This window comes from Dehalococcoidia bacterium (assembly GCA_021295915.1).
GTDB lineage: Bacteria > Chloroflexota > Dehalococcoidia > Lucifugimonadales > UBA1123 > VXRN01.
The window spans coordinates 1-12,801 of record JAGWBK010000055.1; the positions used below are offsets into that span (position 1 = coordinate 1).

Here is a 12,801-nt window from a genome sequence, read left to right on the forward strand (position 1 = left end):
GAGCCGTTTCTCGTCGATGTCGAGGGGATCCCAATTGGGTTCTCTGTAGACTTTGGTTGGATCTAAGGTTTCAGGCTCAGGTTGCGGCTCTGGCTTGTCGAGGACCGCTGTCTGAGCGGCAAGTGTCTCGTCGACTGCGGCCTGGAAGCGGGCCTTTTCTGGGATCATCTGGTTCTTCCGAGAGGCCCTGCGGGGTGTTGCCGGTCGTGACTTACGAGGCAGTGACCTGGTGGGACTCTTGCCGAAGGCGCGGCTGAGAAGCTCCCTGGCTGCTGATACCCGGTGTCCGACGTGGCTGCCTTCGCACTTGCCCTCCATCACGTCGATGAGAAACATGCAGATGACTCGCCCGTTGTCGGTCCTGGCGTTGATGAGGGTTCTGAGTCCCTCGTCTATCTCGAGCCAGATTTTCGGGAGTGTTGTCGTCGATGAAGTCGTCAGCGTCGGCCTGTCCATAGACGGTGAGCAGTCTGGCCGCGGCGAGCCGGTGGCTCAGGGTGGCGTCACCGATGTTGTCGTCCATGACGTCGATGAGGAACCGGACGATGTTTAGTCCGTCGTCGGTGTTGTCTTTGATAATGGTGGCTATGGACATGGGATGGCTTGCCTGCAATAAGAATATATGTTCTTATAGAAATGATAGGGGAGGGGTGGAGGTGGGGTCAAGGGGGTGTGCAATCAATGGTAGGCTGGAATCTTACAGGTCATGATAAAGTGAAGGACGATGAACAGACAGATCAACACAGTCAGTGACATCTTAGAGGTACTGAGAGAGAACCCGGAGGCTCTGACAGAGCTGAGGTCAGTAATGTTTCAGGGAGACTCTGGCGTTACTGAAGAGAAGGTAAGCGAAATCCTTCAACTGGTCCGACGCCAGGAGGCGGCGGGAGTACGGCGTGAGGAGGCGGAAGCGCGGCGTGAAGAGGCTGAAATCAGGAGGGATGCAGCGATCGCCAAAATGGGGGATGCTATTTCTGCCCTCGTAGAATCCGTCGAGGGACTTCGTGGTGAGGTCGAGGGAGTTCGTGGCGATATGGTAGGTCTCGGCACTGACCTGGGACAGCTCAATGGGCTGGGTGTCGAGTCTGTCCTGCAAGGGCGAGTCATGCAGGTGATCGGCAACCGTCTGAATGTGGACGAGCCGGTCGTACTCGTCAGTATGCAACTGCCCAACAGGGTGGACGTGGGTTTCAAGGCGCTTTTGGAAGAGGCGGCGAGCAGCGATAGCCCAGCCATTTCGAGGAGCGATCAGTCTCGAATCCTGGAAACAGACCTGGTCATCCAGGGCAGGAATGATGATACCCAGACAGAAGCGTATCTGGCTGTCGAAGCGTCTTACACCATAGAAGCCAATGACATCACGCGGGTGGTAGATACGCGGACCGCGTTAGAGAATATATTCCCCGAGGCTGAAGTCACTGGCGCGGTCTTCGGAGTCGTCACATCAGATGACGACAAGAGACTGGCGAGAAGAAACCAAGTTCGGGTGTACGAGACTCAGCTGCCCACGTGAACCCACTTCGGTCAGCAATCATGACCCCGACAACCACTAGCCGAGGAGGCACACACAACCATGGCTGAGTGCATTCCCTCACCGACTGAGTGGGTACACGATCAGGTCGAGCTTAATGAGATCAGATGAGGGGTGGAGAGAACGACGCTTCGGGAGAAAAGATTGTCTGTTTTCATCGTGACGAACCGGGGGAACAAGACCGACATGTACTCTCGATGACCGTCCGGGAGGTCGAGGACGACGGTGAACGCGCCCGCCTCCGGTAAATCGATGCGGAGTGGGTCGACTTCGGCAGACTCAGACAGTCAGACCTACGAAAAGATTTCGTCCAGCCTAACGTCAAAGCCATCCAGGACCGTGGACGTTGCCACGTCGCCCTCGGCGCAGGTCTGTTCGATCTCCTCGACACTAACCTGTTCGTCGGATCAATTATCCAGTACTCCAGCACGCCATGCCTTGCATACAACTCACGCTTATCGCGCCAGTCACGCCGTGATGACGAAGGCGACAGTATCTCGACGATCAGGTCCGGCGCTCCCTGGATGTTGGCCGGTGTCCTTATATGGTCCCGCTCCGTGGAGACGAACAACAGATCAGGCTGTACGACATTGGTGTCTTCGAACAGAACGTCGTATGGGGCATGAAAGATGCGGCCCAAATGGCGTTCCTCCACGAAACTGTTCATCCGTACTATCATCCGCAAGCTGACGGTCTGATGGTCCTCGTTGGGTGCTGCGACCAAAATCAACTCTCCGTCGAGGAGCTCATAACGTTCGTCACCCTCGAGGTTGGCATAGTCCTGGTAGGTTAGCCTTGGTGTCGTGACCATGTTCGCCCTCCCGGTCTCGTATGCGATTATAACAGCGTTCAATTGCGCCAGGACTTGAGTGGATATCGGTTAACCACAAGGACAGTAGAGAGCAATTCTAATTCCAGCTATCATGACCCCGACAACCACCAACCCAGGAGGCACACACAATCATGGCTGAATACATACCCTCACCCACCGAGTGGGTACGCGATCAGGTCGAGCAATACGAGGGCAGCGGAGGCACCGAGGGCACGACGCTCCGGGAGACCGGTCTGCCCGTCATCATCGTGACGAACCGGGGAAACAAGACCGGCGCCATCCGCAAAACACCGCTGATGCGGGTCAAGGACGGAGACAACTACGTGCTGGTGGCATCGAGGGGCGGAGCGCCGACGCATCCTGTGTGGGTGTACAACCTCCGGTCAGACGCCAGCGTCGAGATCCGCGACGAGACCGACGTGTACTCGATGACTGTCCGGGAAGTCGAGGACGATGGTGAGCGCGCCCGCCTGTGGGACATCGCCGTCAAGGCCTTCCCGCCATACGCTGAGTACCAGGAGCGCACGAGCCGGACGATTCCCGTATTCGTGGCGGAGCCGGCTTAAAGAGGATGTGGTCTAGTATCTGTTCCTAGCGTTGCTACTATCTGCTTGCGCTAGGAACAGTGCGAGTCAGCGAGACAGACTTCAGCGTGCTTCCGGGCTCTACTTCGACTGTCCCCGGGTTGCTTGGTGAGGGGATGGGCTGTTCGTGTGACTCCATGCTTTCGACCCAGTCCCGCACAGCCTCCTCTGCGTTTGCCAGCGCCTCATCGATTGTGGTGCCCATTGCCACGCATCCGGGGAGGTCAGGGAAGACCACGCCGTAGGCTCCGTCCTCTCCATCAATTAGTACTGGATACTTCACGATTCCTCCCAACCAGCGTCCTTAGCGATTCTACGGGCTACTCCTGACGATACAGTTCGGTGGCGAGGCAGAATGATTGTGTGCGGTATGTCCGGATGTCGGTAAATGTCGTGGCCTCTGCCGTGTCGTTCCAGATACCAACCTTCACGGACTAGACGTCGCCTTATTCTGCGCGTCTGAGTCTCCATTACAAGGGAATTCTAGCACGCCACGACTTGTCTCGCCCCACTTGCCACCCTACCCTCCGCTACAATAACCTTCGGCCAAACCGGCTACCAGCTACGTTGAGTTGAGAGGAAGATCATGCCAGCCCTGCGCTTCGGTGCGTTTCTTGCGCCGCATCATCCCATAGGAGAAAATCCCACACTTCAGTTTCAGAGCAACCTCGAGCTCGTCCAGCTTATGGACTATCTCGGGTACGACGAGTTCTGGTGCGGCGAGCATCACTCGACAGGCTGGGAGATCATCGCATCTCCCGAGATCTTCCTTGCGGCCGCTGCGGAGCGCACTCACAGGATCATGCTCGGCACCGGCGTTGTCTCATTGCCGTATCACCACCCGTTCATGGTCGCTCAGCGAATGGTGCAGCTCGACCACCAGTCCAGGGGTCGCGTGATCTTCGGATCGGGCCCCGGCGCGCTGCCGTCCGACGCTCACACGCTGGGCATGGACCCTATGGTGCTGCGGGACAGGCAGGACGAGGCGATGGGTGTAATCCGGCGCCTGTTCGAGACCGACGATCGCTTCACCTACGAGTCCGAGTGGTTCACACTGCGCGACGCCAGGCTCCAGCTAAAGCCGTTGCAGGAGAAGATGGAGTTTGCGGTCGCCTCGATCCTCACGCCGTCAGGCATGACGCTCGCCGGCAAGCACGAGGCCGGAGTTCTCTCGATCGGCTCTATGACGAAGGCCGGAATGCGCTCGCTCCCGACCCAGTGGAGCTTCGCAGAGGAGTCGGCGGCCCAGCACGGCAATAAGGTCGACCGCAAGAACTGGCGCATCGTGATGAACTGGCACATCGCTGAGACCCGCGAGGAGGCTCGCAAGCAGGCGCGCGATGGCCTGATGCTACACAACAACGAGTACACCGTCGGCACCCTCGCCGCAGGCCAGGGGACGATCTACAAGACGCCGGACGAGGCCGTCGACGACGTCGCCTACTCCGACGAGAGCACCGCGGTCATCGGCACCCCCGACGACCTCGTTGCAAAGATCCACGACATGATGGAGCTTACCGGGGGCTTCGGGTGCGTCATCGGCTTCGTTCACGACTGGGCGAACCGCGAGAACACGCGCCGTAGCTGGGACCTCGTCGCTCGCTATGTCGTCCCGCAGGTCAACGGGCTGCTTGACGACTACCTCGACTCGTACAAGTGGGTCAACGAGAGCCGCGAGACGTGGCTGCGCGCCAATGACGCGAGGATGAACAACATCAACCAGCACGAGCGCGCTGCCCAGGTGGTGGAGACCGAGGGGCTGGAAGGCGAGAAGGTTACCGCTGATTAGGCGTCCTTCGACAAGCACAGATGACGGCCAACAGACCCCCTCTCCCTCAGGGAGAGGGCTGGGGTGAGGGTGAAACGCCGGTCGCCAACTTCCTTGCCCTTTTTTGCACGGGGACAGAAAAATGACCTACGAAAACCTGCTGCTCGATCGCACCGACTCGGTGCTGACCATCACAGTGAACCGGCCTGAGGTCCGCAACGCGCAGAGCCGCATGATGCTGGAGGAGTTCGACGACGCGCTGATGAGCGTGGCTGACGACGACTCGGTCCGCGTCGTCATCGTGGCCGGAGCTGGCGAACACTTCTCGTCGGGACACGACCTCGGAAGTCCGCAGGAGATGGCCGACAGGGAGGAGCGCCCATACGCGCCCGGTATTTCCGGTGCGTACACCCGGAGCTGGAACCTGAATATGGCGAATACGCTCAGGTGGCGCGACTTCCCCAAACCGACCATTGCGCAGGTGCAGGGCTACTGCATCATGGGCGGGCTGATCCTAGCGACTGCGTGCGACCTGATCGTCGCTGCAGACGACGCCCGGTTCTCCGACCGCACCGTCCGCTGGGGAGGTCCGCACGTGCAGTTCGCCAGCCTGCCGTGGGAGATCGGCTTCAGGAAGGCCAAGGAGTACCTGTTCACCGGCGACTGGATCGACGCGCAAGAGGCGGAGCGTCTTGGGCTGGTCAACCGCGTGGTGCCCGCCGACAAGCTGGAGGAGGAGACGATGGCGCTCGCGCAGCGTATCGCGCTCCAGGACCCGTTCGCGGTGAGAATCTCCAAGTACTCAGTCAACCAGATGCAGGATGAGATGGGCTTCAGGTCCGGAGTCAAGAGCGCGTTCCAGACGCACGCGCTGTCGGTCGCGTACCGTCGCGAGCGCGATGATGCCCTTGGCGAGGAGCGCGCGGTCGGCATCAATCGTGCGAGGGAGCGCGACAAGAGGTTCGGCGACTTCGGTGACCGGCGGTGACCGTGTCGGCACTCTCCGACCTGCGGGTCGTTGATCTGTCTGTCGGTGAATTCGAGGGCATGGCAGGCGCGTTCTGCGCCAAGATGTTCGCCGACTTCGGCGCGGACGTCATCAAGGTCGAGCCACCTGGAGGCGATCCCTCCCGTAAGCTCGGCCCCTTCCCGCACGACAACCCCGACATAGACACCGGTGGGATGTTCAGGTACCTGAACACCAACAAGCGCGGTGTGACGGTCGACCTGAATTCGTCAGAAGGTCGGGATAGATTACAAGATCTTTGTGCGACGGCAGACGTGGTGGTAGGGGCAGGTTTGAAACCCCGTATCACGTACGGGGCAGGCTCTGCCCCTACGCTGACATACGCTGACCTCGTGGTATTAAATCCCGGCATCGTCGTCGTGTCCGTCACGCCGTTCGGACAGACCGGCCCGTGGCGCGACTACCAGGCTACCGATCTCGTGATGTATGGCGCCTCTGGGCAGTCCTACGTCAACGGCTCGCCTGACCGCGAGCCGCTGAAGGAGCCGGGCGACGAGTCGTGCTTCCAGGCCGGGGCATGCGCCTTTCTCGGTGCGATGACCGCGCTCGCGCACAGGGACCTGACCGGCGAGGGCCAGCACGTCGATCTGTCGATGCAGGAGGCTGCCGTCTCGGCGTTCAGCCCCCAGGTGCTGGGAGCTATGCACCGGGGCGCCCCGGAAAAGAGAGGATCGACGCCTCTGCTGCCGTGTAAGGACGGCTACGTGTCCCTGAACGTCCGCCACGACGCGACGTGGGAGTACATGTGGCTCTTCTTCGACGACCCCGACATAGCCTACAACCCGAGGTACGCCACGACCGCGGACCGTAGGCGGCACGCAGCCGAGATCGAGGAGATGCTGCGGCCGCACCTCGCACGTCACACGATGGAGGACCTGTTCCACGGCCTGGCCCCGCTGAGGCTGCTGATCGGCATGACCCTCACCGTAGACCGGCTGCTGATCGATCCCCACCTGGAAGAGCGCGACTTCTTCGTACGCTCCAACCAGCTTAAAGCTGGACATGAAAAAGGCACGATGCCCGGCGCGCCATTCAAGATGAGCGCGACACCATGGACGCTGAGGTCGGAGGCCCCGGATCTGGGCGAGCACGACGCGGAGCTACAGGGCGATTAGCTGCTAACGCGCCGCAGCGGCTGTCCCGTGCGGTAGGTGGCGACTCGCCAGAGCCACTCGGCGGGTCCGAACAGGAAGCGACTCAGCCACGCCTGCGACCACCATATCTGCAGCGCCCACACCGCGAACACAAACAGCAGCACGGCGGCTCGGTTTACGAAGTCGACGTCGCCCAGCAGGGTCGTAAGCACCAGCACTCCCAGCACCGTCTGCGTCAGGTAGTTGGTCAGCGCCATCCTCCCGACCGAGCGCAGGCGCCCCTTGAGCCAGCTATCCGCGCGGTTGTTCCAGAGGATGATGATGCTCATGTATCCCAGAGAAGCAGGAATCGTGCCGAGTGTGTTGGGTATCTGGCCGATGAAGGCGATCTCGCGTGAGTAGTCGTTCATGGCTGTGATAACTACTCCGGCGGCGGCGAGCGGAAGGCCGATGGCCAGCCCGACAGTTGCGGTCAGTCGGTACGTTCTCTCCGACATCCCTCCGTTCATGAAGCCGGTGCGATACAGGCCGGCCCCGATGAGGATCAGCCCAAGCGCGCGCAAGAAGTAGCCCAGCAGGAAGAGGACCGCGATCGGATCCTCGGTCGAGATATCCCCTGTTGTCCAGAGCCCTGACAGCGATACGGTCGTCGTGTCGGCCATGTTCTGGGCGAACAGTGAGCAGCCAACAGACAGCGCAAACGCGACAGCTCCTACGGAGATCAGCGCCCGATTCGGCAGCTTTCGCATCGCTACGAGGAAGAACGATGCTATCGCGTAGGACATCAGCACATCGCCATACCACAACAGGCTGTGAAGGATGCCGATTCCCAGCAGCAGCACGTTCCGCCACAGGTTCAGCACAACCGCGCGCCTTCCCCTGCTGGCGGCGCGGTCGATGAAGAGAATCATCCCCGCTCCGAAAAGCAGCGAAAACAGCCCCATGAACTTCTGGTCGACGAATACCTCGCCGAAGATGCCAACCGCCCAGTCGAGCCAGGTCTCAGAGCCGCCCGCGCTCAGGTTGAAGTAGGGCGCAGGGCCGAACTTGAAGGAAACGGCGTTCATCAGCAGAATGCCGAGCACCGCAACCCCGCGTATCAGGTCGAGGCTGGTTATGCGGGCTGATTCCCGGACGGTGCCGGAATCGGTGGGCTGGGTCTGTGCTGACACTGGGTCGCACTCCTCGGACGGGATTGTATTCGCTCAACTACTCTTCCGGCAGACAACGTCGCGGAGTCATGGCCATCGAACTGATTGAAGCAGCAAAGAAGATGGGCCGAGTGCGGCCTGCTCAGACTGAAACGGCATTACGTGAACTTGGGAACCATGTTCGGCTTCCCGGCGCAAAGGAGTTACTCCTTTGCGTTGCCGCTCAGAGACTCCATGGCGGAACCTAAGTTCATCACGAAGAAGAACACCCCTACGGAAATCAGGAGCGCACCACAAGGAATCCCCCGTCGCCAGAGCAACGGGGGCTTCCGTCGGTTCACGCTGTTGGCCTCCTTTATCGTTCGAGGACTATCCCTGCGCAACAGATTCTACGCTGCTAGCACCCGGAAGCGCACGAGTCCCAAGTTGAAGACCGACCGAGTTCCAAGTAAATGTTGCCGAGCGACGAGAAGTCGAACTCGTCTGGATGGGCGACCGAACCTCCGAACAGCGTTCCCATGAGTTTCACATTGTTCCCAGAGCTAGGCTTTAGCACCGGTGCGCCGCTGTCTCCAGTGGATGGATTGTCACTGTCGCCGGTAACTTCTGCAGTTACGACGCAAATGATCCTTATGTTGGGCAAGAAGATTGCATACCCACAGGTTTCGATGACCTCTGCTGTCTGCCAGCCTTCCGATCTGCCCACGTAGTAGATTTCGTCACCTACACTGACGCTCGCGGAGTCCGAGGTGATTGTGAACGTGGTCCCGGCCGGACCGACATCGGTTTCGCCAACTTCTTCAGGCTTGGCAACTTCACCCAAGTCCAGACTCATGTCACTATCAAGTTCGGCGAATGCTGCGTCTGAGTACCGGCAGACCCACCCGTCTGGGCATTGATCGTGGTCGATGTTGTACAGCACCGGGTCAATGGTCGCCTCAGCGACTATGTTTTCACCGACCAATGGGTCGTTCGGCTGGTGGATGTCCGCATCATCGACGCCACCTACGTCCTTGTCCTCGTTCGTGCAGTGCGAGGCGACAACCAGGCCTTCCACGTCGTCTCGTTCAGTGACAAAGCCGATTGTACAGGTGTTCGTGTACCAACCGGTCTCATGTTGAATCCCACCCACGAGAGGACGCCACTTTGCCCGCGAGCAACCTTGAGTAGTTCTCGCTAATGGCCACGGCTCCGTCTGGAATCCCCAGCGTCTCCATTATCCGGCGCACGTCGTCGATCTGGTCCGCATCGAAGAGACCGATCCGGATGCGGTTTTCGACCTCTCGTATCGATGCCCTGGCAGGCAATATGCCGCTTTCGATCAGGGCCCTGGACGGCGATCACTCGGGAGACCTGGCGATCACTGCTGTATGCTGCCCGGAACGCGGCCTCAGCAGCGGTCGTCTTTGTGACGTCCTTCATGTAAACGTAGACGGTACTCTTGTCGGTTTTGTCGAAGTAGTAACCCCCGAAACCACCCTCGTGTTCCTTTGCGATTACAGCCAGCTGGTGCTCGGGGTTCACCATTCTGCCGTCACTGTCGAACAGGTTACGAACTGCGTCCTCCCTGATCGTGTCCAAATCGACAGGGCCTGTGTCGGAGGGTGCATCACTCCCGCTCTGGGCCAGCACTAACGTTGTGCCAATGGCGGCCAGCAGCACGAGAGCAGCAATGGAGGCACCAACCGTTCGCATTCTGGTAAGCATGTTATGGCCTTTCCTGGGACGCTACATCAAGGCCATGAGTCTAAGGCGTCCCATGTACTGGGATTTCTGACTCGGTCAACTCAGACCTCCTCTCTGACGTAGTGTCCCTGAACAGGACCTGTCTTGACAGTAGCAGACCACAGGTCCAAATAAAGGCCAATTCTCCTCAGACACTTTCTAAAGTCTTGTCACTCCTCGACTTACTCCGCGATATTGGCAGGTCCCGAACCTTAGTCACCTTCACCCCTCAAGTCTCCCGCAATCAAGAATGCGGCTGTGAAGTACTCTTGGATGAGGGAGGATACACTCTCAACCTGGTCCTTTGGCAGAGAGATCTGCCAGGCTCTCGCTGCGAGCGATTGACAAGTTGTGCCAGCGGCTCTAATCTATCGTTAGCCGATATAGCGATGGCCAATATAGCTGGCACCTGCTTCGTAAATGAAGGTTCAGACATTGACGGACCGATCCCCTACAGACCTGCTTCCCCTCCCAACCGCACAGTTTCATATCCTGATGGCGCTGGCCACCGGGGATAAACACGGCTACGCGATCATGCAGGAGGTGGAGCTATTCACCAATGGTACGGTCACCATGGGACCGGGAACGCTGTACGGCGCCGTCAAGCAGATGCTGGTCTCAGGACTCATAGAGGAGAGCGACGAACGACCAGATCCCGAACTGGACGACCAGCGTCGACGTTACTACAGGATGACCAACCTGGGTGGGCGCGTGCTCGACGCGGAAGTCGGAAGACTGGAACACCTAGTACTAACCGCCAGGAGCAGGCGACCGACATCCACAGGGAAGCAGGGCGCCTGACGTGCTGTCCGAGAAACTCTACCGTGCGCTGCTTGTCGCCTACCCACGGGAGCATCGGCGCGAGTACGGAGAGCTGATGGTCCAGCTGTTTCGAGACCGAATGCGTCGCGATGGCGGTGGGCTGGGAGTCCTCAAGGTATGGCCGGCGATGATCGTCGATCTCGTAACCTCTGCTATGAAAGAACACAGCAGCGGAGGAAGCGTGACTGCGAGAGTGTGGACCGGCAGTGGCTCGACCGGTCAGATAGTCGTCTGGGCAACCATGCTGTTCTTCGGCTTCAAAATCCTGCGCGACTTCATTGCCGCGCCATTGGTTATTCTTGACTTCGGCGGGGATTGTTGCAGAGCTCCTGTGGTTCTCTGGGCAAACTCAAACGTGTCATACTTCGCCCCTTTCATTCTTCTGGTCGTCTCGTACCCGTTTGTTCGTCGCCTGCGTCATGATCTGCTCTCGTACCTGTGGCTATACGTCATTATTGGGGGCATAAGTGGACTCTTTACTGTCCTACCCGCATTGGGGTATCTCCACTCGATGGAGACATCCGCGTGGTTGATAACGACAAGCGCGGCTGTCCGGCTGGTCGCAATAGTCTGGTTCGCCAGGAAACTGTCAGGAGTCTCATTTCGGCACTCGCTGCTGTTCATTGGGCTGGCAACGGTTCTGGACAGCCCCGGCAGCTTCATTCCACCATATCTCCTCCGCCCGGATGCAGCTATCGCGTTCCCGTGGCCACCGCACATTTACGTCACGTTATTGATCGGAGGTACCTTGCTGAGAGGACTCGCAGTGTGGACATTGATAAAGGAGCAAGCTGTCACCTCATCTACAAGGACCATACTGCCACTCCTGGTGACGATAGGGCTGCCTACGGCGACTCTCCATGTGTTCGCCACTAAAGTCTGGGTCTATATTCCCGCGCACTCTGTGTGGACTATTATTCCAATGCTCATGGTGCCGACCCTCGCTGTAGTGGCGACTTACGCAGTAAGGGTGAGGGGACCGGGGAAGCCACAACCGGGTCTGAAGTTGCAGTCAACGTAGGCAATCCTGTCACAGTGTCGCGAGTTACTTTTGTGTAGCGACTACAGTGAAAAAGACCAACGGGTCAATGGGAGAAGGCAGTTGCCAGGAGTTCTGCTGTTGGTCGCGATGGCCGTCGCGTTGGTCTCGACGGGAGCCTGCAACGATCGCGATCGTCCCAGCACGCCCGAGGCGATGCCGGTTGTCGATGTCCAGACGGCGGCCTCGCCGAAGTCTGAGACGTCCAGGGCGGGTGTCTTCGTCATGCCGGATGTTGACGAGCTAGTTATCCCGACCGTCAGCGAGAGCCAACTAGAAGCATCCGGGCGTCGCTCTCCCGGCCCAGAGCCTTCGATAAGGGTCGAGGGCTCCTCCATCATCTACCTGGGCGGGATGAGTGCAATGGGCTACGACACGCTCATGCGGCTTGCGGAACAGGGCAACACTTCTGAACTCGCGATCATGTCGCCTGGAGGCTCAGTGTACTGGGGAATAAAGATCGGCGAGGTTGTTTACGAGAATGGCTGGGACGTGCGCGTGCTCGGTCTGTGTGTGTCGTCGTGCGCCAACTACATCTTCCCAGCGGGCAGAAACAAGGTCATCGAGGAAGGTGGGGTCGTTGGCTGGCACGGTTCCGCCCGCCAAGACTACTTCTTTGCTAAACAGAAGGGAATCAGCGTCCGCGAGGAGATCGTCGACACGATCTCTGGCGCTCTCCGCCATGATGCCACTCATTTCATTGACCAGGAAGGGTTCAACAGGGTGATCGCCCGCTTCGTCGCCGAAAGCGAGACGCTCATCGAAGTGGAACGTGCCTTCTACGAGAGAATCGGCGTGGACGGCGATATATCCGTCTACGGTCACTTTCCCCAGCGTTGGGACGTCATCAAAGGGTCGGGGGGTGGTTGGACATTCACCCTGGAGGACATGGGGAAGTTCGGGCTGGGTGACATCGTCTACGAGGGCAGCGATGCCTACCCTTCCGACCGGGCGTATGCCCTGTTCAGCCACGTTGTGCTCGAAGTCGACGATCGGTGAATGGAGCGGATACCTCACTTCTCGGCGGCCACGACGAGGTGACTTGCCATGCCCATCAGCGTTCGCTCCTGCTCGACCATGCGAATCAGGTCAAGCAACTGCTCTCGCCTTCGAGGGTCAGCCATCCGATCATCGAGGTCCGTGGCGTACTCTCCCGGTCCCTGCACTGAGAACATGCCTCTGATACTGAAGCCAGCCTCGGCGATCTCCTCTTCCAACTCCTCAGGAC

The 12,801-nt window shown here is 59.2% G+C and carries 17 protein-coding genes; 9 read left to right on the top strand and 8 right to left on the bottom strand.

From position 1 onward, the window contains the following. Positions 1-336 (bottom strand): hypothetical protein (locus J4G14_13425; GenBank protein MCE2458790.1); only part of this gene is annotated, 336 nt, incomplete at its 3' end. Between J4G14_13425 and J4G14_13430 the strand changes: the two genes are divergently transcribed. Then, positions 335-553, top strand: coding sequence for a hypothetical protein (locus tag J4G14_13430; protein ID MCE2458791.1), 219 nt, complete (start codon positions 335-337; stop codon positions 551-553). The genes J4G14_13425 and J4G14_13430 overlap by 2 nt on opposite strands. Positions 554-724: 171 nt before the next feature. Next, positions 725-1,513 (top strand): hypothetical protein, encoded by a 789-nt coding sequence (locus J4G14_13435; protein MCE2458792.1) that lies wholly within the window; start codon positions 725-727, stop codon positions 1,511-1,513. Positions 1,514-1,685: 172 nt separating this feature from the next. On the opposite strand, the gene J4G14_13440 is transcribed toward J4G14_13435, so the two are convergent. Next, positions 1,686-2,342 (bottom strand): Uma2 family endonuclease, encoded by a 657-nt coding sequence (locus J4G14_13440; GenBank protein MCE2458793.1) that lies wholly within the window; start codon positions 2,340-2,342, stop codon positions 1,686-1,688. 152 nt (positions 2,343-2,494) lie between these two features. Here J4G14_13440 and J4G14_13445 point away from each other — a divergent pair, with 152 nt between their 5' ends. Further along, positions 2,495-2,929, top strand: coding sequence for a nitroreductase family deazaflavin-dependent oxidoreductase (locus J4G14_13445; GenBank protein MCE2458794.1), 435 nt, complete (start codon positions 2,495-2,497; stop codon positions 2,927-2,929). Between the two features lie 37 nt (positions 2,930-2,966). Here the strand turns inward: J4G14_13445 and J4G14_13450 are convergent, their stop codons facing one another. After that, positions 2,967-3,230 carry a type II toxin-antitoxin system HicB family antitoxin gene (locus J4G14_13450; GenBank protein ID MCE2458795.1) on the bottom strand — a complete coding sequence of 88 codons (264 nt, stop codon included), beginning with the start codon at positions 3,228-3,230 and terminating at the stop codon, positions 2,967-2,969. Continuing rightward, positions 3,227-3,418, bottom strand: a complete 192-nt coding sequence (locus J4G14_13455; GenBank protein MCE2458796.1) for a type II toxin-antitoxin system HicA family toxin — start codon at positions 3,416-3,418, stop codon at positions 3,227-3,229. The genes J4G14_13450 and J4G14_13455 overlap by 4 nt, the downstream gene beginning before the upstream one ends. A 115-nt stretch (positions 3,419-3,533) precedes the next feature. Here J4G14_13455 and J4G14_13460 point away from each other — a divergent pair, with 115 nt between their 5' ends. The 3 genes from J4G14_13460 (at position 3,534) to J4G14_13470 (ending at position 6,857) form a co-directional block, all read left to right on the top strand. After that, on the top strand, positions 3,534-4,736 hold the full coding sequence (locus J4G14_13460) for an LLM class flavin-dependent oxidoreductase (protein MCE2458797.1): 1,203 nt from the start codon (positions 3,534-3,536) through the stop codon (positions 4,734-4,736). A gap of 121 nt (positions 4,737-4,857) precedes the next feature. After that, a complete protein-coding gene (locus J4G14_13465) occupies positions 4,858-5,703 on the top strand; it encodes an enoyl-CoA hydratase (GenBank protein MCE2458798.1) in 846 nt (281 codons plus the stop codon). Beyond that, positions 5,700-6,857, top strand: a complete 1,158-nt coding sequence (locus J4G14_13470) for a CoA transferase (GenBank protein MCE2458799.1) — start codon at positions 5,700-5,702, stop codon at positions 6,855-6,857. Before J4G14_13465 ends, J4G14_13470 begins: the two co-directional genes overlap by 4 nt. On the opposite strand, the gene J4G14_13475 is transcribed toward J4G14_13470, so the two are convergent. From J4G14_13475 to J4G14_13485, 3 genes are all read right to left on the bottom strand, one after another. Next, complete coding sequence (locus J4G14_13475) at positions 6,854-8,008, bottom strand: DUF418 domain-containing protein (GenBank protein ID MCE2458800.1); 1,155 nt, start codon at positions 8,006-8,008, stop codon at positions 6,854-6,856. The genes J4G14_13470 and J4G14_13475 overlap by 4 nt on opposite strands. A gap of 376 nt (positions 8,009-8,384) precedes the next feature. Continuing rightward, the gene (locus tag J4G14_13480) at positions 8,385-9,044 is read right to left on the bottom strand and encodes a hypothetical protein (protein MCE2458801.1); all 660 of its coding nucleotides are present in this window, start codon (positions 9,042-9,044) and stop codon (positions 8,385-8,387) included. A gap of 119 nt (positions 9,045-9,163) precedes the next feature. After that, positions 9,164-9,694, bottom strand: a complete 531-nt coding sequence (locus J4G14_13485; GenBank protein MCE2458802.1) for a hypothetical protein — start codon at positions 9,692-9,694, stop codon at positions 9,164-9,166. A gap of 438 nt (positions 9,695-10,132) precedes the next feature. Here J4G14_13485 and J4G14_13490 point away from each other — a divergent pair, with 438 nt between their 5' ends. The 3 genes from J4G14_13490 to J4G14_13500 all read left to right on the top strand — a co-directional run bounded on the left by J4G14_13490 (position 10,133) and on the right by J4G14_13500 (position 12,572). Further along, complete coding sequence (locus J4G14_13490) at positions 10,133-10,513, top strand: helix-turn-helix transcriptional regulator (GenBank protein MCE2458803.1); 381 nt, start codon at positions 10,133-10,135, stop codon at positions 10,511-10,513. A 1-nt stretch (position 10,514) separates the two neighbouring features. After that, positions 10,515-11,555: a hypothetical protein gene (locus J4G14_13495; protein MCE2458804.1), complete on the top strand. Its 1,041-nt coding sequence runs from the start codon at positions 10,515-10,517 to the stop codon at positions 11,553-11,555. Positions 11,556-11,636: 81 nt separating this feature from the next. Continuing rightward, positions 11,637-12,572, top strand: coding sequence for a hypothetical protein (locus J4G14_13500; protein ID MCE2458805.1), 936 nt, complete (start codon positions 11,637-11,639; stop codon positions 12,570-12,572). Between the two features lie 14 nt (positions 12,573-12,586). Here J4G14_13500 and J4G14_13505 read toward each other — a convergent pair. Then, positions 12,587-12,801, bottom strand: a 215-nt coding sequence (locus J4G14_13505; GenBank protein MCE2458806.1) for an SAM-dependent methyltransferase, incomplete at its 5' end; no start/stop codon positions are given.